The organism is Tardiphaga robiniae (genome assembly GCF_013359755.1).
GTDB classification, from domain to species: Bacteria; Pseudomonadota; Alphaproteobacteria; order Rhizobiales; family Xanthobacteraceae; genus Tardiphaga; species Tardiphaga robiniae.
Window position 1 is genome coordinate 169,651 of the sequence record NZ_JABMCJ010000093.1, and the last position, 21,084, is coordinate 190,734.

General features: G+C 61.7%; 23 protein-coding genes and 1 tRNA gene. 17 read left to right on the forward strand and 7 right to left on the reverse strand.

All coding sequences use genetic code 11. The features are described 5' to 3' along the window. The first annotated feature begins 50 nt into the window (after nucleotides 1-50). From HP556_RS25040 to HP556_RS25050, 3 genes are all read left to right on the forward strand, one after another. On the forward strand, nucleotides 51-812 hold the full coding sequence (locus HP556_RS25040) for an SIR2 family NAD-dependent protein deacylase (RefSeq protein WP_089264251.1): 762 nt from the start codon (nucleotides 51-53) through the stop codon (nucleotides 810-812). A 193-nt stretch (nucleotides 813-1,005) separates the two neighbouring features. Continuing rightward, on the forward strand, nucleotides 1,006-1,665 hold the full coding sequence (locus HP556_RS25045) for a cold-shock protein (protein ID WP_175368966.1): 660 nt from the start codon (nucleotides 1,006-1,008) through the stop codon (nucleotides 1,663-1,665). 164 nt (nucleotides 1,666-1,829) lie between these two features. Next, complete coding sequence (locus HP556_RS25050; protein WP_093758517.1) at nucleotides 1,830-2,309, forward strand: DUF192 domain-containing protein; 480 nt, start codon at nucleotides 1,830-1,832, stop codon at nucleotides 2,307-2,309. Nucleotides 2,310-2,330: 21 nt separating this feature from the next. Here the strand turns inward: HP556_RS25050 and HP556_RS25055 are convergent. Together HP556_RS25055 and HP556_RS25060 are read right to left on the reverse strand one after the other, a co-directional pair. Then, a tRNA-Pro gene (locus HP556_RS25055) sits at nucleotides 2,331-2,407 on the reverse strand. A 91-nt stretch (nucleotides 2,408-2,498) separates the two neighbouring features. Further along, entirely contained in the window at nucleotides 2,499-3,683 is a 1,185-nt protein-coding gene (locus tag HP556_RS25060; RefSeq protein WP_093758518.1) for an OpgC domain-containing protein, read from the reverse strand. A gap of 263 nt (nucleotides 3,684-3,946) precedes the next feature. Here HP556_RS25060 and HP556_RS25065 point away from each other — a divergent pair, with 263 nt between their 5' ends. The 4 genes from HP556_RS25065 (at nucleotide 3,947) to HP556_RS25080 (ending at nucleotide 8,967) form a co-directional block, all read left to right on the forward strand. Continuing rightward, nucleotides 3,947-4,252, forward strand: coding sequence for an ETC complex I subunit (locus HP556_RS25065; protein ID WP_175368967.1), 306 nt, complete (start codon nucleotides 3,947-3,949; stop codon nucleotides 4,250-4,252). A gap of 166 nt (nucleotides 4,253-4,418) precedes the next feature. Further along, complete coding sequence (locus tag HP556_RS25070) at nucleotides 4,419-6,023, forward strand: carboxyl transferase domain-containing protein (protein WP_089264255.1); 1,605 nt, start codon at nucleotides 4,419-4,421, stop codon at nucleotides 6,021-6,023. A gap of 2 nt (nucleotides 6,024-6,025) precedes the next feature. Further along, nucleotides 6,026-8,038 (forward strand): acetyl/propionyl/methylcrotonyl-CoA carboxylase subunit alpha, encoded by a 2,013-nt coding sequence (locus HP556_RS25075; RefSeq protein WP_175368968.1) that lies wholly within the window; start codon nucleotides 6,026-6,028, stop codon nucleotides 8,036-8,038. A 32-nt stretch (nucleotides 8,039-8,070) separates the two neighbouring features. Then, entirely contained in the window at nucleotides 8,071-8,967 is an 897-nt protein-coding gene (locus tag HP556_RS25080) for a hydroxymethylglutaryl-CoA lyase (RefSeq protein ID WP_175368969.1), read from the forward strand. 27 nt (nucleotides 8,968-8,994) lie between these two features. Here HP556_RS25080 and dctP read toward each other — a convergent pair whose 3' ends face one another. Then, nucleotides 8,995-10,017 (reverse strand): TRAP transporter substrate-binding protein DctP, encoded by a 1,023-nt coding sequence (dctP, locus tag HP556_RS25085; RefSeq protein WP_175368970.1) that lies wholly within the window; start codon nucleotides 10,015-10,017, stop codon nucleotides 8,995-8,997. Between the two features lie 250 nt (nucleotides 10,018-10,267). Between dctP and HP556_RS25090 the strand changes: the two genes are divergently transcribed. Continuing rightward, the gene (locus HP556_RS25090) at nucleotides 10,268-10,510 is read left to right on the forward strand and encodes a pentapeptide MXKDX repeat protein (protein ID WP_175368971.1); all 243 of its coding nucleotides are present in this window, start codon (nucleotides 10,268-10,270) and stop codon (nucleotides 10,508-10,510) included. 125 nt (nucleotides 10,511-10,635) lie between these two features. Further along, the gene (locus tag HP556_RS25095; RefSeq protein WP_175368972.1) at nucleotides 10,636-11,124 is read left to right on the forward strand and encodes a cupin domain-containing protein; all 489 of its coding nucleotides are present in this window, start codon (nucleotides 10,636-10,638) and stop codon (nucleotides 11,122-11,124) included. Between the two features lie 57 nt (nucleotides 11,125-11,181). Here HP556_RS25095 and HP556_RS25100 read toward each other — a convergent pair whose 3' ends face one another. Next, entirely contained in the window at nucleotides 11,182-11,523 is a 342-nt protein-coding gene (locus tag HP556_RS25100) for a DUF6481 family protein (RefSeq protein ID WP_093758522.1), read from the reverse strand. A 309-nt stretch (nucleotides 11,524-11,832) separates the two neighbouring features. Here HP556_RS25100 and HP556_RS25105 point away from each other — a divergent pair, with 309 nt between their 5' ends. From HP556_RS25105 to HP556_RS25115, 3 genes are all read left to right on the forward strand, one after another. Then, a complete protein-coding gene (locus HP556_RS25105; RefSeq protein WP_175368973.1) occupies nucleotides 11,833-11,994 on the forward strand; it encodes a hypothetical protein in 162 nt (53 codons plus the stop codon). Nucleotides 11,995-12,131: 137 nt separating this feature from the next. Beyond that, nucleotides 12,132-12,311 (forward strand): hypothetical protein, encoded by a 180-nt coding sequence (locus tag HP556_RS25110; RefSeq protein ID WP_089264262.1) that lies wholly within the window; start codon nucleotides 12,132-12,134, stop codon nucleotides 12,309-12,311. 135 nt (nucleotides 12,312-12,446) lie between these two features. Then, complete coding sequence (locus HP556_RS25115) at nucleotides 12,447-12,947, forward strand: FKBP-type peptidyl-prolyl cis-trans isomerase (RefSeq protein WP_244528239.1); 501 nt, start codon at nucleotides 12,447-12,449, stop codon at nucleotides 12,945-12,947. A 15-nt stretch (nucleotides 12,948-12,962) separates the two neighbouring features. Here the strand turns inward: HP556_RS25115 and HP556_RS25120 are convergent, their stop codons facing one another. Together HP556_RS25120 and HP556_RS25125 are read right to left on the reverse strand one after the other, a co-directional pair. Continuing rightward, nucleotides 12,963-13,898 carry a TRAP transporter substrate-binding protein gene (locus HP556_RS25120; protein ID WP_175368974.1) on the reverse strand — a complete coding sequence of 312 codons (936 nt, stop codon included), beginning with the start codon at nucleotides 13,896-13,898 and terminating at the stop codon, nucleotides 12,963-12,965. Nucleotides 13,899-14,022: 124 nt separating this feature from the next. Beyond that, complete coding sequence (locus HP556_RS25125; protein ID WP_175368975.1) at nucleotides 14,023-14,916, reverse strand: FkbM family methyltransferase; 894 nt, start codon at nucleotides 14,914-14,916, stop codon at nucleotides 14,023-14,025. A 117-nt stretch (nucleotides 14,917-15,033) separates the two neighbouring features. Here HP556_RS25125 and HP556_RS25130 point away from each other — a divergent pair, with 117 nt between their 5' ends. After that, nucleotides 15,034-15,177, forward strand: a complete 144-nt coding sequence (locus tag HP556_RS25130; RefSeq protein WP_175368976.1) for a hypothetical protein — start codon at nucleotides 15,034-15,036, stop codon at nucleotides 15,175-15,177. 6 nt (nucleotides 15,178-15,183) lie between these two features. Here HP556_RS25130 and HP556_RS25135 read toward each other — a convergent pair whose 3' ends face one another. Next, entirely contained in the window at nucleotides 15,184-15,582 is a 399-nt protein-coding gene (locus HP556_RS25135; RefSeq protein WP_175368977.1) for a DUF1801 domain-containing protein, read from the reverse strand. A 378-nt stretch (nucleotides 15,583-15,960) separates the two neighbouring features. Between HP556_RS25135 and HP556_RS25140 the strand changes: the two genes are divergently transcribed. Genes HP556_RS25140 through HP556_RS25155 form a run of 4 tightly spaced genes read left to right on the forward strand, consistent with a single transcriptional unit; the run spans nucleotide 15,961 to nucleotide 21,002 of the window. Next, complete coding sequence (locus HP556_RS25140) at nucleotides 15,961-17,049, forward strand: hypothetical protein (protein ID WP_175368978.1); 1,089 nt, start codon at nucleotides 15,961-15,963, stop codon at nucleotides 17,047-17,049. A gap of 40 nt (nucleotides 17,050-17,089) precedes the next feature. Continuing rightward, nucleotides 17,090-19,864, forward strand: coding sequence for a xanthine dehydrogenase family protein molybdopterin-binding subunit (locus HP556_RS25145; RefSeq protein WP_175368979.1), 2,775 nt, complete (start codon nucleotides 17,090-17,092; stop codon nucleotides 19,862-19,864). Further along, entirely contained in the window at nucleotides 19,861-20,391 is a 531-nt protein-coding gene (locus HP556_RS25150; RefSeq protein ID WP_089264269.1) for a (2Fe-2S)-binding protein, read from the forward strand. Before HP556_RS25145 ends, HP556_RS25150 begins: the two co-directional genes overlap by 4 nt. A 47-nt stretch (nucleotides 20,392-20,438) precedes the next feature. Next, nucleotides 20,439-21,002, forward strand: coding sequence for an Isoquinoline 1-oxidoreductase subunit (locus HP556_RS25155; protein WP_420878711.1), 564 nt, complete (start codon nucleotides 20,439-20,441; stop codon nucleotides 21,000-21,002). Nucleotides 21,003-21,084: the final 82 nt, after the last annotated feature.

The following is a 21,084-nucleotide window of genomic DNA, read 5'->3' on the forward strand; positions in this document are numbered from 1 at the left end:
GATCCCGGTCTGCGGCATTGTCGTCGGATCACTTCCTCTCGGACCTTCCAATGATTGCAACTGACCTTCGCACTGGCGTGGATCGTCTTGGCGAGATGATCGCCGAGGCGAGAACCATCGTGCCGTTCACCGGCGCGGGGATCTCGACCGAAACGGGCATTCCCGATTTCCGTTCGCCTGGTGGCTTGTGGACCCGTAACCGGCCAATTCCGTTCGACGAGTTCGTCGCCAGTCAGGATGCGCGCGATGAAGCCTGGCGCCGGCGCTTTGCGATGGAAGAGACATTCGCTGCCGCCAAGCCTGGTCGCGGGCATCGCGCGCTCGCCTCACTCTACAAGGCCGGCAAGATTCCCGCTGTGATCACCCAAAACATCGACAACTTGCATCAAGCGTCCGGCTTCAAGGCTGATGCTGTGATCGAGCTGCACGGCAATACGACCTATGCGCGCTGCATCGGTTGCGCGAGGCGCTATGAGCTCGATTGGGTGAAGAGCAGATTCGATTCCGAAAGACAGGCGCCAGACTGCACGGTATGCGGCGAGCCCGTGAAGGCTGCGACGATCTCATTCGGTCAGGCGATGCCTGAAGATGAGATGCGTCGCGCAGCTGAGCTATCGCAGCACTGCGATCTGTTCATTGCGATTGGATCGTCACTCGTCGTGTGGCCCGCAGCGGGATTCCCGATGATGGCGAAACATGCCGGTGCACGTCTTGTCATCATCAACAATGAGGCGACCGAGCAGGACGATCACGCTGACCTTGTCATTCGCCATGATATCGGCGAAACGCTCGGACCGTTCGTCGGAAATTGATGCGCATCTGATTCGTTTGAGCGCAAGCTGTTCATAGCTGTCACTGTGTTCGTTTTTTGTCTTTGCTGATCAGGCGACAGTGTTATCTTCGAATCGAAAGATTCGCACCGCGCCATCGTGAATTAGCTTCGATGGGGCATGTGAGATGGCGCTGACAGGGCTGACAGCGCAAATGATAGTGGGATCCGGGGCCATGGGGTCGGACGCATTTGAGTCCAAGCGGTTGGGGGGACTGATTCCCGGAGCGGGTGGTCCGCGACCAGGGAATGAGCTTTCAGGCAACGCAAGCCGCGACGCACTCGACCCCTTTGCGGGTGTCGGCGAAGGCAACGCCGTCGATCTCGTCGAGATCTGCGGTGTTATCAAGTGGTTCGATGCTTCCAAGGGTTATGGCTTCATCATTCCTGACAATGGCGCAGCCGACGTGCTCCTGCATGTGACCGTGCTTCGCCGCGACGGCTACCAGACGGCCTATGAAGGTGCCCGTGTGGTCGTTGAATGCACCCAGCGGTCCAAGGGCTATCAGGCTTTCCGCGTTGTCTCGATGGACGAGTCGACTGCCATCCATCCGGCGCAGATGTTGCCGCCGCGCACCCATGTCAGCGTGACGCCCACCAGTGGCCTCGAGCGGGCGCAGGTGAAGTGGTTCAACCGGCTGCGTGGCTTCGGCTTCCTCAGCTGCGGCGAAGGCACGCCGGATATCTTCGTCCACATGGAAACCCTGCGCCGCTTCGGCATGACCGAGCTGCGTCCCGGCCAGTATGTGCTGGTGCGCTTCGGGCCCGGCTCCAAGGGCATGATGGCTGCCGAGATCCAGCCCGAAGGCGGTACGCCGGGTCTTTCGTCGCACTAAGCCGTCTACGGTTTTCCAAGTTTCTTGCGGGTTTCCTGCCAGCCTTACGGTCTGAGGGCTATCACGCGGCTGTGCATCACGACCGTCTGGCGCTGGCACGCGTCGTCAGGCTAGGGTCGCTCCGCCCGGCGTCCTGACCGGGCTCTTTGCGTGGATTGCCCTTCATGAGTCTGTTTCGCTTCGCCGCCCGCTGCCGCCTCTCGATGCTGGCGGTGATCGCCGCTCTGGCCCTTGTCGGCCCTTACAAGCCAGCCGCAGCCGCCGAATTCCAGCCGCTCGAAATCGTCACCAAGTCAGGTGTGCGGATGTTCTCCGTCGAAATCGCCAAGACCGACGAGGAGCGGGCGACCGGTCTGATGTACCGCAAGGAGCTCGCGGACGGCCGCGGCATGCTGTTCGACTTCACGCCGGAGCAGCAGGTCTCCATGTGGATGAAGAACACCTTCGTTTCGCTCGACATGGTCTTCATTACCGGCGACGGCCGGGTGCTCCGGATCGCGGAGAATACCGAGCCACAATCCCTCAAGATCATTTCATCGGGAGGCCCCGCACGGGCTGTTCTCGAAGTGGTTGCAGGCACCGCCAAAAAATACGGAATCGCGCCGGGAGACCAAGTGGTCCATCCGTTGTTCAAGAAGCGCTAAGTCATTGAATATTATGGGGGATGGTCGGGGCACTAGGATTCGAACCTAGGACCTGCGGTACCCAAAACCGCCGCGCTACCAGGCTGCGCTATACCCCGACGATGCGGTGTCGATACACGCTTAGGCCGGGGGCAGCAAGGCATCTGCCGGCGATTTCTCGCCTGTCCCGCACCATGTTCGACAACGGGTCTATTCTGCGGCTTTCGACGGCGATGCCTGCTGTTCTGACGTTGCGGGAGCTGCCGGCTTCGGCAACGGCTTGTCCTGCTTCTTCGACCACGAGATGTAATAGGCCACGCCGGTCATGATGCCGATGCCGGCGGCGCTGACGAATATTTGCGCCAGCAGCGAGCCCGACGACATCATCAGCTGGAAGTGGCCGACGAAGGACAGGAACACGCCGACGCAGAATACGGCGAGCGACTGCTGGCCGCATTTGATGAGCGGCTGAAACACCGGCCACTCCAGGCCTTTCCATTCCTTCGGCACGAAGCGGGTGACGAAGAAGGCGATGATCACGAAATGCAGCACGCGATAGGGCGCAAGGTTGGTCTTGTCGTTCGGATTGAACGCGTCGAACAACCAGTCCGGCATGATCATGTGGCCGGTGTCCGGGAAGCGACCGGCCATGGTCATGACAAGCGAGAACAAGAGATAGGCGATACCGAAATACAGCAGCACCTTGGAGCGGATCACCGAGCGTGACTCGAGCGCGCCGCCGAGCGCGAACCAGGCGCCGAACACAAACAGTAATTGCCAGGTGAACGGGTTGAAGTACCAGACGCCGTAGGGATAGGCGGGCAGATTCCAGCCGAACTGGCGTGCCGCGAAATACAGCGCCAGCGACGCCAGCATCGTCAGATCCGGCTTGCGCAGCATCATCCACAGCACCGGCGGGAACAGGCCCATCAGCACAATATAGAGTGGCAGCACGTCGAGGTTGAGCGGCTTGAACTTGAGCAGCAGACCTTGCGTCAGTGTCTGGATCGGATTGTCGACCAGACCGGCAACGTTGAACTCGTTGATGATGTCGGGGTCGTTATAGCGCTGCGCCACATAGCCGATGGCGGCGATGTAGATCACGAACAGGATAACGTGGGCGACATAGAGCTGCCAGACCCGCTTGGTGAGGCGCGTAGCGCCGACGATGAAGCCGCGCTCCAGCATCATCTTGGCGTAGACAAAGGACGCCGTGTAGCCGGAGATGAAGACGAACAGGTCGGCGGCGTCGGAGAAGCCATAGTTCCGGGTGGTGACCCAGTTCACCACATTGTCGGGGATGTGATCGAGGTAGATCGCCCAGTTGGCGATGCCGCGGAACAGGTCCAGCCGAAGGTCTCGGCCTTTGGGGGGAAGGATGGCGTGAATATCCATGGGTGCCGCTTCAGGAGCCCTTCGTGATGCCGAATTGCGAGATCAGATAGACCGCTTCGTGCCCCGATTGTCACGACGCCGTGGAACGAATATACACAATAACGAAGCCGCCAAACGACGGAATCACGGATCAAATTCGTGACAAATGGATATACCAGCCCCGCCGTTTTCACCAATTTGTCGCAGTGTCGCAGCTGACCAAGGCCGATCCCGAGACGCTAATCCCGAGACGAAGGCCCATCCTTAAAAGGCTATCGCATTCCATGACCGCACGTATCTTCAAAGCCCCCAAGAACGCAATGCAGGCCGGCCTCGCCAAGACCAAGGACTGGCAGCTCGATTATGAGCCGGAGCAGGCGCGGGTGATCGAGCCCCTGATGGGCTGGACGTCGTCCGGTGACATGAAGCAGCAACTGTCCATCCACTTCGACAGTAAGGAAGAGGCGGTCGCCTACTGCGAGCGCGAAGGCATTCCCTATCAGGTGATCGAGCCCAAGGTGCGTGCGCCCCGGACCATTGCCTATGCCGACAATTTTGCGTTCCGCCGCTCGGAGCCATGGTCGCACTGACGACCGGTTTGCGGGCAAATCAGCCCCCGTAACGCTTCAAATCTCACCCTGACCAGCACCGAAAGTTAGGGTTGCGTCCCGCCACGACGGGGTGACACCATCATGGCAGGCCCGTTGCCGGGCCGCCGTGCAAACAAGAAACAGACCCTGCAGGAAACGGAAGCCGATGTCGCTTCGCTCCACGATCGATCCCACCTCGGCCGAGTTCAAACGCAATGTGGATGTGATGAAGGCGCAGGTCGCCGAGCTCAAGGACAAGCTCGGTGCGGTCGCCGGGGGCGGCGGCAAGGCGTCCCGCGCCAAGCACACCGCGCGCGGCAAGATGTTGGCCCGCGAGCGTGTCGATCTGATGATCGATCCCGGCACGGCCTTCCTCGAACTCTCGCCATTGGCCGCCAACGGCCTCTATGGCGGCGATGTCCATTCCGCCAGCGTTATCACTGGCGTCGGCCGGGTGTCGGGCAGGGAGTGCATGATCGTCGCCAATGATGCGACCATCAAGGGCGGCACCTACTATCCGATGACGGTGAAGAAGCATTTGCGGGCGCAGGACATCGCGCGGCAGAACAATCTACCTTGCATCTATATGGTGGACTCCGGCGGTGCGTTCCTGCCGCAGCAGGACGACATCTTTCCGGATGAGCGCCATTTCGGCCGCATCTTCTACAATCAGGCGCAGATGTCGGCGCAGGGCATTCCACAGATTGCTGTCGTGATGGGCTCGTGCACTGCCGGCGGCGCCTATATGCCGGCGATGTCCGACGAGAGCATCATCGTGCGCAATCAGGGCACGATCTTCCTTGGCGGTCCGCCGCTGGTGAAGGCCGCAACCGGCGAGGTGGTCACCGCCGAAGAACTTGGCGGCGCGGATGTGCATTCGCGGCAGTCTGGCGTCACCGATCACTACGCACAGAACGATGGCCACGCCATCGGCATCGCGCGAAAAATCGTCGCGACGCTGAAGCCACCACAGCGGGCCACACTGAACATGCAGGCGCCCCGCGATCCCGTATACGCGGCTGAAGAACTCTACGGTGTCATTCCTGCCGACGCGCGCAAGCCGTTCGACATGCACGACATCATCGCGCGCATCGTCGACGGCTCCGAATTCGACGAATTCAAGAAGCTCTACGGCACGACGCTAATCTGCGGCTTCGCGCATATCTGGGGCTTCCCGGTCGGCATCATCGCTAACAACGGCATCCTGTTCAGCGAGAGCTCGCTGAAGGGCGCGCATTTCATCGAGCTCTGCTGCCAGCGCAACATCCCGCTGGTGTTCCTGCAGAACATCACCGGCTTCATGGTCGGCAAGAAATACGAAGCCGGCGGCATTGCTCGCGATGGCGCCAAGCTGGTGACAGCTGTCGCCACGGCCAACGTCCCGAAATTCACTGTGGTGGTCGGCGGCTCCTATGGTGCCGGCAATTACGGCATGTGCGGCCGCGCCTACAGCCCGCGCTTTCTGTGGATGTGGCCCAATGCCCGTATCTCGGTGATGGGCGGCGAGCAGGCAGCGATGGTGCTGAGTCAGCTGCGCCGCGACAATATCGAAGCCAAGGGCGGCACCTGGTCGACCGAAGAGGAGGAAGCGTTTCGCAAGCCGACACGCGACCAGTTCGAGACCCAGGGCAGCCCGTATTACGCAACGGCGCGCCTCTGGGATGATGGCGTGATCGATCCCGCAGATACGCGCCTGGTGCTCGGACTTGGTTTGTCAGCGTCGGCCAATGCGCCGATCGAGCCGACGCGCTTCGGCCTGTTCAGGATGTGATGATGGCCAAAGCCGAAATCTCAAAAGCGTTATATCGCCGCTTTCGCACGCTCCTGATCGCCAATCGCGGCGAGATAGCCTGCCGCGTCATCCGTACCGCGCGGGCCATGGGCTTGCGCACCGTCGCGGTCTATTCCGAGGCAGATGCCAATGCGCTGCATGTCGCGGAAGCCGACGAGGCCGTGTTGATCGGCCCGGCGCGTGCGCGCGACAGCTATCTCAATATCGAGCGCATTCTCGAAGCTGCAAAGAAGACCGGCGCTGAGGCGATCCATCCCGGCTACGGCTTTCTCTCCGAGAGCGCCGAGTTCGCGCAGGCTTGTGCAGATGCCGGCCTGATCTTCGTTGGACCTACTGCGGAGATGATCACTGCGATGGGCTCGAAGTCGGGCTCCAAGGCGCTGATGGAGAAGGCTGGCGTGCCGCTGGTGCCGGGCTTCCATGGCGAAGCGCAGGACGACGCGACATTGGCCAAGGCAGCCGACAAGATCGGCTTCCCGGTTCTGGTGAAGGCCTCAGCGGGCGGCGGCGGGCGTGGCATGCGCGTGGTGCGCTCGGCGGTTGAACTGGCTCCGGCCATCGTCAGCGCCAAGCGCGAAGCCAAAGCAGCGTTCGGCGACGACCGCATGCTGATCGAGAAGTATGTCGACAATCCCCGCCACATCGAGGTGCAGATCGTCGGCGACAGCCACGGCAATCTGGTCTCGCTGTTCGAGCGCGAATGTACGTTGCAGCGACGGCATCAGAAGGTGATCGAAGAGGCGCCGTCGCCGACGTTGAACGGCGCGCAGCGTGAGGCGGTTTGCGCGGCTGCACGCAAGGCCGCAGGCGCGGTGAACTATGTCGGCGCCGGCACCATCGAATTCGTCTCTGACGGCAAGGACGTGTTCTTCATCGAGATGAACACGCGCCTGCAGGTCGAGCATCCCGTCACCGAACTGATCACCGGCGTTGATCTGGTCGAATGGCAGCTCCGCGTGGCGTTCGGCGAAAAGCTGCCGCTGACGCAAAGCGAGATCAGGCTCAACGGCCACGCCATTGAGGCGCGGGTTTACGCCGAGAATCCGTATAAGAATTTCATGCCGTCGGTGGGCAGGATCCGCACCTGGCGCACGCCCGCGGAAACCAACGGTTTGCGCATCGATGCCGGCTATCGCGAGGGCGATGCGGTGTCGCCGAACTACGACGCTATGCTCGCCAAGGTGATCGCCTGGGCGCCGACGCGCGATGCGGCGATCAACCGGCTCAATCGTGGGCTGGAAGAAACCGATATTCGCGGCATCGTCACCAACACGCCGTTCCTATCGGCGCTTGTGACGCATCCGGATGTGCGTGCCAACACCATCGACACCGGCTTTATCGAGCGTGAATTGAAAGTGTTGACGCCGGACTCGGCGGCGCCTGGCGATCTCGAACTATGCGCGGCCGTCGCCGCCATCGTCTCGAGCGAAGAGCAGGCAGCACGGGCTGCCGGTACCTCGCCCTGGCTGACGGCTGGCTGGATGCCGGTCGGGCGTCGCCAGCGGGTGTTCAAATTCAAGCATGGTTCGGACGAGCAGCGCGTGACGTTGAATTACGGCAGCGGTCCTGCAACGATTTCGATCGGCACTCGCGAACTGGGGTTTGAGGCGGCTACGGCCGATGACGGGCATTTCGATCTGACACTGGACGGAGCACGCTCGCACATCGTTTCGGTGATCGAGGGCCACGAACTCTACCTGCGTACGCGTCACGGCCGTTTCGACATGCATTGGGTCGATCCGTTCGGCGGCGACGATGAAGAGCAAGTCGGCGAGGACAAGATCGTTGCGCCGTTGCCCGGCACCGTGGTGGCGCTGCTGGCCAAGGAGGGCGCGACCCTTGAGAAGGGCGCTGCAATCCTGACCTTGGAAGTCATGAAGATGGAGCAGACCTTGCGCGCGCCGTTCGCAGGCGTGCTCAAGCGCATCAAGTGCAAGGTCGGCGATATCGTTGGAGAAGGCGTCGAGCTCGCGGAAGTCGAGCCGAGCGCCTGATCTTCTGAAAGACACGTGAGATTGAAACAAGCATGAGTGATCAGGTTCGTATCGTCGAGGTCGGCCCGCGCGACGGTTTGCAGAATGAAAAGACGCCGGTGTCGGTCGAAGACCGCATCGCCTTCGTGAAGGCGTTGGTCGGGGCTGGCTTGCATACGGTTGAGGTCGGCTCCTTCGTGTCGCCCAAGGCGATCCCGAAAATGATGGGTTCGGATCAGGTATTTCTCGGCGTGCGCGATTTGCCCGGTGAATTCCATGTGCTGGTGCCGAACGAGAAGGGCTACGAGGGCGCGAAGGCGGTCGGCGCGAAAGTCATCGCGGTGTTCGCCTCGGCCTCGGAAGGCTTTTCGCGTGCCAACATCAATTGCTCGGTCGCCGAATCCATCGAGCGCTTCAAGCCGGTGATCGAGCGCGCCAAGGCGGACGGCATCCGCGTGCGCGGTTACGTGTCCTGCGTTCTCGGTTGTCCCTATGACGGCGACGTCGCGCCGCAGGCGGTCGTCGATGTCTCAAAGACGCTGTTTGATCTCGGCTGCTACGAAGTCTCGCTTGGCGACACGATCGGTGTCGGGACGCCGTCGAAGGCGCGGCAGATGCTGCGTGCCGTTGCTGGCTCGGTCCCCATGCCGAAGCTCGCGATGCACTTCCATGACACTTATGGTCAGGCGCTGGCCAATCTCTATGCCGGGATGGAAGAAGGCTGTCGCGTTGTCGACAGCGCTGCCGGCGGTCTCGGCGGCTGCCCCTATGCGCCTGGTGCGACCGGCAATGTCGGCACCGAAGATGTGGTCTACATGCTGGAAGGCATGGGGATTGCGACGGGCGTCGATATGAACAAGCTGCTCGCTGCGACCAACACCATCAGCGCTCTGATCGGCCGCGCGCCGGTCAGCCGTGTCGCTTCGGCACTCAACGCCAAGACGCGCTGAGAGCCACCTGGCGGACGACAGGATACGTCAGGCCGGGACGTCCAGCGCGAGCTTGAGAAGGTTCGCGGTGAGCGGCGTCTTGGCGACGTAGTCCTTCCACGCCGTGTCGCGCGCGATATCGCGCCACTTGCCGACGGTCGCAGCGTCGAGCGCGCTGACCTTGGCGCCGGCCTTCTCATAGACCCTGGACACTTCGACATCGTCCTGCTGCGCGCCCGCCTTGCCGAAGGCTTCCATCTCGGCGCCGACCGAGACCAGAATATCCTGATGTGCTTTCGGCAACTTGTCGAACACAGTCTTGGACATCATCAGCGGCTCAAGCATGAACCAGTAGGACGCACCCGCGCCGGAGGTCAGATGCTTGGCGACTTCGCTCAGCTTGAATGAGATGAGGCTGGTCGACGACGTGATGCCGGCATCACAGGCGCCGCTCTTCATCGCTGCGTAAATTTCGTTAGACGGCATTGAGAGCACGCGCGCGCCGGCAGTCTGCAGCATCATGTTCATCTCGCGCGAACCGCCACGTACCGTGAGACCCTTGGCGTCCTCAGGGACAACCAGCGGGCGCGAGCGGCTAGCCACACCGCCGGCCTGCCAGACCCATGTCAGCAGCATGATGCCCTTGTCGGCGAGAATGTCGCTCAGTGCCTTGCCGATCGGCAGGTTCTTCCAGCGCAAGCCCTGATCGTAGGTCGAGACCAGACCGGGCATCAGGCCGATATTCGCTTCCGGCAATTCATTGCCGGCATAGGGCAAGGGATAAAGGCTGAGATCGAGAGTCCCTTTGCGCATGGCGGAAAATTGCGCATCTGCCTTGATCAGCGACGAATCCGGATAAACCTCGGCAACGAGGTCGCCGCCACTCTGCTTGGCAATGGCGGCTGCGAAAGTGCGGACCAGACGGTCGCGGAAGTCGCCGTTGTCGATGCTGCCGCCGGGAAACTGGTGCGAGATCTTCAGTGTAGTCGCTGCCTGCGCCGTACCGATGCCGCAACGAAGGATCGCAGGCACGGCGAGGGCCGATCCAAGGATGTGGCGGCGAGTCAGCATGCGTAACTCCTGAAAGTGTTCGTCTGGTGCCGGGCGGGACAAAATGCGCCCGCGTCCTGTTGCTCCGTCACCGCGCGTCCCTTCGTTTATACAATCCGAACCGGCGGGCAAGTGATGTTGCGTCGCACGCAATGGCTATCGGATGCGTCATCAAGACTTTTTTGATGCGACGTAACAAACCGCGACCTCCGTACGTCTGGTTCATAGCGACAGACGTCGCGCTTCAAAAATGGATCCGAGGAAAAACATGATGACCATCTCCACCAGGTTTGCGCTCGGCGTGTCCGCCGCGCTCGTCTCGCTCAGCCTCGCGCTGGCACCTGCTGCGTTCGCTCAGGACAAGATGAGCAAGGATGACGGCATGAAAAAGGACACTATGTCGAAGGGCGACGGTATGAAGAAGGATGCCATGTCTCACGACGCTATGAAGAAGGACGATGGCATGAAGAAAGACGGCATGATGAAGAAGGACGATGGAATGATGAAGAAGTAACGTCTTCACCCGCATCGCTGTGACGGGCCCGTCCGCGCGACGGGCTTGTCATGTTGCGCTGCTCGTTGCTGGACCTGAAAACTCGGCATAGCCTCCGCGCACAAGAAAATGCCTGGGAGGCCATGATGAAAAAAGAACGACGCGTCGTCGTTGCGGCGACTTGTCTGATCGCAGCAACACTGTTTCCAAGCGTGACGACATGGAGCGCCACCGATGAGATGGGCTTCGTGCGCATCAATCAGGGCGAGGAAGTCTGGAAGAACCCGTTCGGTGTTGGCGTCGAAGTCGCGACACTTTACGGAGATCCCTCAAAGCAAGGCATCTATGTTCTGCGGATCAAGTGGCCGCCCGGCATCATGAGCAAGCCGCACAAGCATCCGGAAGATCGTCACGTCGTGGTGCTGTCGGGCACCTGGTACACCGGCACGGGCGAAGCCTTCGTGCCCGAGAAATCGATCCCGATGAAGACCGGCGGCTACATGGTGCATCCCGCTGGCGCGGTGCATTGGGACGGCACACGGGAAGAGGGCGCCGTGATTCAGATCACCGGCTACGGCCCGAGCGGCAACAATTTCGTCAAACCCGACGAGCCGCAATTCGGCAAAACGAACTGACCTCGGACAATCAATTCAGGCAGCGTGCCATCAGATGATGGCACGCTGATCTCGTGCTTATTTACGCTTCTTGCGGGCGGCGTAGCGGGCGTCGCGGGCAGCTTTCTGCTGGGCTTCCAGCGCGGCCTGGGCAAGCGCGGCTTCTTCCTTCTCGCGCGCAGCCTGGACTAGAGCAGCGGCGGCTTCCTCGGCTTCGCGGGCCTTCTGGACGGCCTTCTCAGCGTCGCGGATGGCCTTGGCTTCCGCGCGTGCGACGGCAGCGGCTTCGCGCTCGGCGGCGCGCGCCTTCACGGCAGGATCATCGGGCCCCGGTGCTGCCTTGAATTTGTTCAGAATGTTCTTCTTGGCTTCGATCGCAGCCTTCTGGCGATCCGCGAAACTGGGTTCCTTAAATGACATGAACGAGGCCTTGTCGCTTTCTTTGGTTTGGGGTGGGTCATTGTCGGGTGCGGCAGCCGGGCAAACACCCAAGCAATGGCCGAAACTCCGCTGCGGTTTACAGCCGACGGCGCGGCAACGCATCAACTATCTGCGATTTACGGCAATCTTACGCATGATTTGCCGGCAAGGAGGCCTGCGCGAGGCTGGGGCGGAGCTTGCGCCGGGGTGATCCGCGTATATCCGCAAATCCTGGGAATCGGGCATGTTTTGGTCATCCGGCGATTTGGAGCGCGCGGAGCAGGCCGCCTGTGCGGCGCGAGGACCGATATGGATGCCCAGAAGACAGCCGTCGATGCCGTGGTCATTCTGACCGGCTGTGATCGCGACATGGTGACCCACTTCATTCGCGGCCTGTATCTGGCGGGCGTTCGCGACCCCAAGCGACTGACTTTCAAAGGGCTGCAATTCGCAGCAAAAGCAGGCGCTTAGCAACATTTGTAGCCAAAATGGCCATGTTGCGGCTTTGCAGCGGCCGTGGTGCTGCCTTGAACCTGCGGTGCCCTCCGGCTGACTGATCAGGAACTTTCCGCGAAACGCGGAGTTCCTGTCGCCATCGGGAGTTATCCATGCAAGCAGCCATCGATCGCGTCATCCGCTCGTTCAGCTTCAAACATCCGGCCTCGCTCGCAGAGCCGATGTCGGACAGTCGCTCAATCCAGGCAAGCGATGAGGCGACAGAGTTGGCGACCCGGTTGCTTGAAAATTACAAGGGTCAGCTGGCCCGACGCAGCTCCAAGCCTGACTGAGGACGATTCAAGCATCCTCATTGACCGATCTTCATTGATCGCGGCTTCGGGATTCGGCATTGCCAGGACTTGCGTTGCGGTGCGATGACGGGGCATGACTGCGCCGCTCGCAGACCCAACCATCCAGGAGACATGATGCGAAACTCCCAGCGTGCCGTTAGAGCCACGGCCGTCGCGCTCAGTGCGGCCATGATCGTGGCCGTGTCCGACGTCTCCCTTTCTTCCGCCATGGCGCAAGCGCCTCAAAAACAAGCGCCGCAGAAAATGGCGCCAGCCGCAGGAAAAACCATGACCACAGCTTCAGGCCTCCAGATCGAAGACACCATCGTTGGCACCGGCGCCACGCCGGCCAAGGGACAGACCTGCGTGATGCATTACACCGGCTGGCTTTATGAGAACGGTGTCAAGGGCAAGAAATTCGACTCGTCGGTCGATCGCAACGAGCCGTTCGAATTCCCGATCGGCATGTCGCGCGTCATCAAGGGCTGGGACGAAGGCGTTGCCACCATGAAGGTCGGCGGCAAGCGCACGCTGATCATTCCGCCGGATCTCGGCTATGGCGCGCGTGGTGCTGGCGGCGTGATCCCGCCAAATGCGACGTTGATCTTCGACGTCGAACTGCTCGGCGTCAAATAAGCCCGATCAAACGACCTATGCCTGCGCGATCCTGCGCAGCAACGTCCGTGACGCTTCCTCGCCGGCATAGATGTCGGCGAGGGGCGCTGCCTTCGCGATGAAGGGGCCCTTGTCCGGCGTGACGAATGTCACGCCCATCGCTTCGACCTGCAGGCGCGTTTGCGCCTCGAATGCGGTCCACAGCTTGTTCATGTGATGATAGGACAGGGCGGCGGCTTCGCGGATGATCTCCCGCTGTTTCGGCGTCATGCTGTTGAGCCGGCCGGCGCCTACCAGCAGTACATCCGGGATCATGGTGTGTTCGTCGAACGAGTAGTGCGTTGCGACTTCAGCATGTTTCCCGACGATCAACGCCACCACGCTGTTCTCTGCACCATCGACCAATCCCGACTTCAGCGCGACATAGACATTGCTCCATGACAGCTCGATGCCTTCGGCACCGAACAGCTGCATCAGCTTGACCATCGTCTCAGACGGCTGGATGCGGATCTTCATGCCCTTGAGATCGTCGGGATGCAGAATCGGTTTTCGGCCATAGAAGCTGCGCGCGCCGGCATCGTAGAAGGTCAGGCCGGTGAGACCCGCCGATGTGGTTGAGGCCAGAACGTCGCTGCCGATCTCGTTGCTCGTTACTTTCAGCCAATGGGAGCGATCGCGGAACGTGAAAGGCAGGTTGAGAACCTTGTAGGCGGGATGGAAGCGCTCGAGCACGCTGGCGCTGACTTTCAGGAAATCCAGTTTGCCGGCCTGTACCTGCGACAGCAGGTCGACTTCCTGACCGAGCTGCCCGTCCGCAAACAGCGCGATGTCGAGTTCGCCCTGCGAACGCTCGCGCGCCAGATCGGCAAAGTGCTGCATGGCCGGGTGGACGGGATGGGTGGTCGGCAGGCTATGGGCGAGGCGCATCTTCAGCGGTTCGGCGCGCAGGACTGCAGGGCAGGCGATCGCCATTCCCGCAGTCAGCAAAAGTCGGCGCCGAGAAAGCATTGTCTGCCCCGTGTCCTGGCTGGAATCTGATGCAAGCGTCGGCGCGTCCCCTGCGCCGGACACCATGTTACGTCGGAACCGGAGAAGTTTAAAGTCTGCCGCCAGCTACTTTGGGGCGATTGGCCTGGAGCACGGCGACATAGCGGTTCTTGGCATCGGGCGCGACCGCTCCGCGGCTGGCGAGATGATGCACGCAATTCAGCGCCAGATCGAACGAGGCGTAGCAATGATGCGCGATCAGTGCGAGGTGCTTGAGCTGCTCGCTCTCCATCGCCTCGGCCTGGATGAAATCCCGGACATAGACGACGTCGGCCTCGACGAGTTGATTGATGGCAGCAGCAGGGTTGGGGCCCATCATCGGCGCGATCATCTTCTTGTTGATGGCCGCGAACATGTGCGGAATGAAGCCGAGGCTGCGCAGTTCGAGATCGATGTCGCCGAACACCGGCTGCTTCTCATAGAGCGGCACGAAGGAGACTTCGGTCTGAATGGCGACGGCCTTTGCCAGTTTGCTGCGACCGTTCCTGAACACCGACAGTTCGCCACCCTGAATGTCGATCTTCAAGAGATCGATGTGCTCGATTTCGGCGATATCGTCGAGCCGCCGTGTATCGAGCGGAAGCCTGTCGACGACACGTCCGAGTTCGGTAAAATTCGGAAAGTGCGTGAGTGTTTTCGGCTCAGGCTGCAGCAGGCTGGCAAAGCCGATGCCGCGGCAGATGTTCAGCGTATGGCTGCCGCCATCGCCGACGGCATAAGGAAGATAGGTCTCAAACGCGCCCTTGCGCGCCTGCAGTTGCGCCAATGCCTGCGGATGCGGATCGAAACCGGTAACGCGGCAAAGTCCGCTTTGCAGCATCGGCTTATAGGGCGGGTCACCGTCAATGGGATTGGCACCGATATCGACGACAGCTGTCGGCCGCGCAGGCTGGAGCAGCGCGGATAATCCATCGTCGTTGCGTCGAATCGCGCCGTGCCGCATGCGTACCTTTCCTGCGAATGGTGCGACAATGCGTGCTTCAGTGGGCGTAGGCAGCGTGTCAGAGTGTCGCGCGACAATTCGAGCGATTGAGGTACTTGGCGCCGGAATGGAGGACGAATGAAAGACGACCAAAAAGACGACGCCGCGCGCCGCCGCCCCATCCATCATTCGCCACTGTTCTGGATTGGCGTGGTTCTGTGCCTGGCAGCGATCGTCGTCTATGTGATGTCTTACGACCTGTCATGGCCGGTCGCTAAATAACGACGCTCACGCTTTCTTTGGCTTCTTCTTTGTCGATGTGTTCAGCGCCTTTTCGTCCAGCCTATCGCCTTCGTGAATATCGACAGCCCGCCGGGTGTTGCCGTCGAGGCTGGAATTGAAAAGGCCTGACGGGTCATCGAGCGATGCGCCCTTCGCAAAGGTCATCTTCACGACCGCCTTGTAGGTTTCGCCGGTGCAGATGATGCCCGCCTGTTCCCAGACTGATACGCCGCGCCACTTCCATTCCTCGACCACGTCCGGGACAGCCTGCTTGATGACCTTTCGGACGCGAGCGAGCATCTCACCGCGCCAGTCACCCAGCTCCGTGATCTTCGCGTCGATGAGCCGAGAGGGAGAGCCTGCCTCGTTGACCTTCGTCGATGTGCTGGGCGTCTTTTTTGCCATGCGCTCCCCCTTCGACGCCCGGAGCCATACAGCTCTTTTAGTGGTGCTTACCTACGTGTCGTGAAAATAATCCCGCCTGTTTCGAGCGTCCAGCCTTCCGCTACAGGCGGACGAGAAATCACTGCGTATTCCGGATCGCGAACCAATTCCGGTGTCACGAAATTGCGTATAGCCTTGAAGCCACCGGCGCTTTGCGTGATTCGTAGCGTTTTTCTTATCCAGTTCAGTCGCCTTCGAGAGCATTCCGCCCGTCACGGCGTGTTTGCTTTCGTGAACTATGTCGCGACCATTTCTGCTGAATGGAAAGGCAGATTTTTAAGATGTGCTGCGCTAGTCGTGACAGCAGCAATCGCCAAGATGACTCGGAGGAGTCCGGATATGACGTATCGCCACGCTGTCGCTCTCGCAGCTGTCCTGTTGGGGGGCGTCGGCGCCGCCCATGCTCAGACCCTGCCATCCTATATGGCGCCGATTTCCGGGTTGACCGCGACAACGCCTGCCGAGACCGCCACCAAGGACATGCTCGCGCTCAACACCGGCATGTTCGAGCTTTACGGCGACGCAGCGAAAGTCTTCCGCGCCAATATCCTCGCCAAGCATCCCGTGATCCTCGGTCTGTTCTCCGGCGCCGGCGGCAAATTCACGCTGTACCAGCCCGGCAAACCGCCGCTCGATGCGCCCTCGGTGCCGATAGTCTATCAACTGCTCAAGTCGGTCGGCCACAGCACCATGGCACTGGCCGAGGTGATCGGCCCCTACATCAACAATCCCGACAACAAATCCTGGCTCGGCTCGATGAAGGCCTATCGCAGCCGCATGCAGTCGGCGCTGGATGGCCTCGATCTCACGCCGATGCAGGCCGACTGGCGCGACAACAACCGCACCATTCTGCAGAACAATCTGGCTTTCATGGACGAGTGCATCGCCAAGGGCGTCATCCCCTTCGATGTGCTGGAGACATTTGGCAAGAAGCAGGCGCCGTTCCTTGCGAAGAACGTGACTTGGGCCGCGCAGACCCAGGTCAATCACTGGATGACCGTGCTGGGCGACTGGAAGAAGATGCTGGGTCCCGATTGGGACAAGGCCTATGCCGCGAGCAACACGATTTATGTGGCACGGCAGAACAACGTGCTGTTCAGCGTGCTGGCGCAGTTCTTCCCGCCGGAGGCCATCAACGATCGTCTGCTGCTGATCGAGACCGTGTCGTTCACCACCACGCAAGCCGACATGCTGGAGTCGCTGACCCGCATCATCGCCGATCGCTCGGTGGGCTCGCTGTTCTTCGGCAACTATCACCTGATGGATTATGAATTGATGGGGGGCGACGCCCGCGCTGCCATCATCGCCGAGAGCGCCAAGCGCGGCATGACGCCGTTCCTGCCGCCCGTGGTGCCGTTCGGCTCGAACCAGTGGCCGACGCTGATCACCACTGGACCCGGGCCGGCCACCATCGCCGATCTTAAGTAATCGGCGCAGCGGCGGACGGCTGTCGATCAGGGGTGGAAGCATGCGGACTTCGCGTCGCGAGTTCATGAAATGGGTATCGGCGGGCGGTATTTCGCTCAGCCTGTCGCATCTGGCTGCGGCGGAGCCGGTGGCGTTCCCGGCACGCGAGACACTGCCGGGGCGGGGCAAGTTGAATCCCGCTATCGGCGGCGCCGGTCGTGTCGATGGCGTCGCCAAGGTCACCGGCTCGAAACTCTATGCGTCGGATTTCCGGGCGAATGACCTGCCGGGCTGGCCCGAGAAAACCTCGCACGCCATTCTGGTGCGCGCGCCCGATGCCACCCATGTCTATCTCGGCATGGACCTCGCGCGGCTGAGCGGGGCGCTGAAGCCTACGGTGATCGTCACCGCGGCGGATCTCGCCAGGATCAACGTCCGCGTTCCCGCCTACTATGAAGGCGATCTGTTCTGTCCCGTCGGCAAGACGCCGCTCTATATGGGCCAGCCCGTTGCGCTGCTGATCTTTGAGCAGTTCGATACCTATGACCGCGCGCGGATCGCCTTGCGCGACGGCACCTTCGTGCAGTTTGGCGAGGAGACCGGCCCGATCGTAATGCCGAATTATGCGGCGTATCGTTTCACCCGCGTTGCCGGCGCCACGCCCGATGCGCCCGATGTCTACTCGCCGGTCCTCGCCGGCTGGGTCACGCCCGGCCGTACCCAGGCGTCCGCGCTGCCGGTATGGTCCTCGACCGCGCACAAGAACGAGGCCGGTTACGAGAAGGCCGCGGTCTATGGCGACCAGATCCGTGCCGAGATCGCCGCCAGCGAGTCTTCGGCTCTGGTACTGGACCGCACCTTCGATACGCAGTCTGTCGATCCGATGTTTATGGAGCCGGAATGCGGGCTGGGCTGGTACAGCGCAAAAGACAAGGCGCTCGAACTGGTGCTGGGCGTGCAGTCGCCCTATGAAGCGGCGGAATCAATCGCGTTTCTGCTTGGCGAAACCAAGGCGCCGTTCAAGCCGAGTGCGATCAACGCGCAATTCGCCTATGTGGGGGGCGGTTTCGGCGGCCGCGACCATACGCCATTCATTTTCTATGTGACGCTGGCGGCGATATTCTTTCCGGACCGTCCGGTGCGGCTGGCGCACGATCGGTATCAGCAATTTCAGGCTGGCATCAAACGCCACGCCATCAAGATGCGCTCGCGCATGTCTGTCGATCGCGCCTCTGGCAAGATCACGGCCTTCGCCGCCGATCACGTGCTCGATGGCGGTGGTCTCGCCAATTTCTCGGCCAATGTCGCCACCTGCGCCGCAACGGCCGCGATTGGTATCTATGACGTGCCGAAGGTCGATGTGACGACTGTGGCAGAGCATACCCGCGGCGTGACCGCGGGCTCGATGCGCGGCTACGGTTCGCTGCAGACCATGACCGCGCTGGAAGTTCTGATCGACGAGGCGGCGCTTGCGCTGAAGCTCGATCCCATCGACTTCCGGCGACGCAATGCCCTGAAGCAGGATGGCCGCACCATGACCGGCAATCCCTATATCGTCTCGGTGCGGAGCTTGGAGGTTCTCGACAAGCTCGAGCAGCACCCGATCTGGCAGCAACGAGCTGCAGAGAAGGTGCGCGCGGCCAGCGGCATACTGGTCGGCACCGGCGTCGCCTGTGTGACCAAGGACTACGGCACCGGCGGCGATAGTTCGAACGGTCGCGTTGAACTCAGCCCCGACGGCAGGATCGCGATCTTCTGCGACCATGTCGAGATGGGCAATGGCATCGGCACGGCGCTGGCCAATCGCGTCGCATTGCATCTCGGCAGCATCGCTGACGAGGTGGCGGTGTCGCAGGTCGGCGTGTTCGATGCGATGGAGCTGGTGACCTCCGGCGATTGCTACACCATGGACCAGAAGACCCAGGACAAGGCCGAGAAGGATCCGCGCTGGGTGCCGTCGATCAGTTCGGCCACGTCAGCCTCCATCGGCGCCCATGTCGGTACCCATGCCGCGGCGGAAGCTGCGCGGGTGATCTTCCGCTTCGGTCTGTGGCCGGCGGCGCTGGCGCTATGGAATATCGGCCCGCGCGATCCACGCGCCAGGGACTTTGCCAAAGCGCAGTGGAAGGACGGACAGCTCACAATGGCGGGCCTGCCGTCGCTGCCGTTGGACAAACTCGCCGCCGCGGCCCATGCACGCAATCTGGTCACCGGCGCCGTGGCGCACGGGTTCTCGCGCTGGTCGTGGGCACGCGCACGTTTCCCCATTAACGGCGAGCAGTATCGCGCCGAGATCGACGGGCTCGCGCTGCGTCGTGGCGCCGGCAAATTCACGCGCATCAACCGTGCCAGCGTGTTGTTCCCCCCAACCGATAACAACCGGATGGGCACGGCCTATACAGCGGCATGCGGTGCAACAGTCCGGGTCGAGATCGAGAAAGCGACCGGCATGCTGCGCATCGCCAAAGCCTATACCGCATTCGAATGCGGGCAGGCGCTGGTGCCGGAGGTCGTGATTGGCCAGGCACAAGGCGGCTTCGCCATGGGCGTCGGTTACGCACTTTTGGAAACGCTGCCGCCGTTTGAGGGCGGACCCGGCAACGGGCAATGGAATCTCGGTCAATATCTGGTGGCCAGGGGATCAGACCTGTCGCTGCGCGACGTCGAGATTGAGCTGATGCCGCCGCTGACACCGGACGAATTGCCGAAGGGCATGGCCGAGGTGGTGATGATCCCCATCGTGCCGGCATTGCTCAACGCCATCCATGACGCCATCGGACACCGCTTCGCGGCGCTGCCGGTGACACAGGCCATGCTCAAGGGAGCGCTCGCGTGACGACACTGGGCATCACCATCAACGGACAGGTCCATGCGCCCACCGAGGTGCGCGACGATCTCTCCATGAACGACTTCCTGCGCGAATATCTGGGCATGACCGGCACCAAATTCGGCTGCGGCGCCGCGCAGTGCCTGAGCTGTGTCGTGATCGTCGACGAGCCCGACGGCACCTGCCACACCAATCCGACCTGCGTGACCTCGGCGGCAAGCTTCCACGGCAAGACCATCCGCACGGTCGAGGGCCACGCCAAGAACGGCGAGCTGTCGCCGTTGCAGAAGGCCTTCATCAGGCATTTCGCGTTCCAGTGCGGTTACTGTACCGCCGGTTTTCTCAATGAAGGGCAGGTGCTGCTCGAGCAACTGGCCAGGACGCCTGTGCCGCGCGCGGGCCTTGAAGAGAGGATCGCCGAGGCGCTTGACGGGCATCTGTGTCGCTGCACCGGCTACTTCAAGTATCATGAGGCCGTGCTCGATGTGATCCTCAGCGACGCGAAGCGCTATCTCATTCAGGAGCCGCGCGGATGAGAGCCGAGACACGCGTCAAGACTCTGGTTGTCGTCGCGACGTTCGGGATGAGCATGCTCACGGCCTATGCGGCCGGGCAGGGCGCGTCGAAAGGGCTGGCGAGCCCGGAGAGTTTCAACGGCATCGCCGATACTAATGCGCGCTCCGCGGCGATCTTCACCGAACTCGGCAAGGTGCTGACCCATCCGCGCTGCGTGAACTGCCATCCGGCAGGCGACGTGCCGCGGCAGGGCGATGCGCGCCGTCTGCATCAGCCGCCGGTCGCTCGCGGAGCCGATGGCCACGGCACTGCGGTGATGCGCTGCAACTCCTGTCACAAGGACGCCAATTTCGAACCCGGCCGCATCCCCGGTCATCACGAATGGCATCTCGCGCCGCGAGAGATGGCATGGGAAGGCAAGACTGTTGCCGAGATATGCGCGCAGATCAAAGACCCCGCGCGCAATGGCGGCCGCAAGGTCGAGGATCTCATCGATCATATCGGCAAGGACACGCTGGTCGGCTGGGCCTGGGCGCCGGGTTACGGACGTGCGCCTGCGCCGGGTACGCAGGCCGAGGCGGGCGCTCTCGTCGAAGCCTGGGCGAAAACAGGCGCAGCTTGTCCGGGCTGATGCCACGACGCCATTTCTGACCCAGTCCCGTTTGTCTCTGTAGACCGGCCCGGCGCCAACAGATTGTATGTTCGTTACGCGG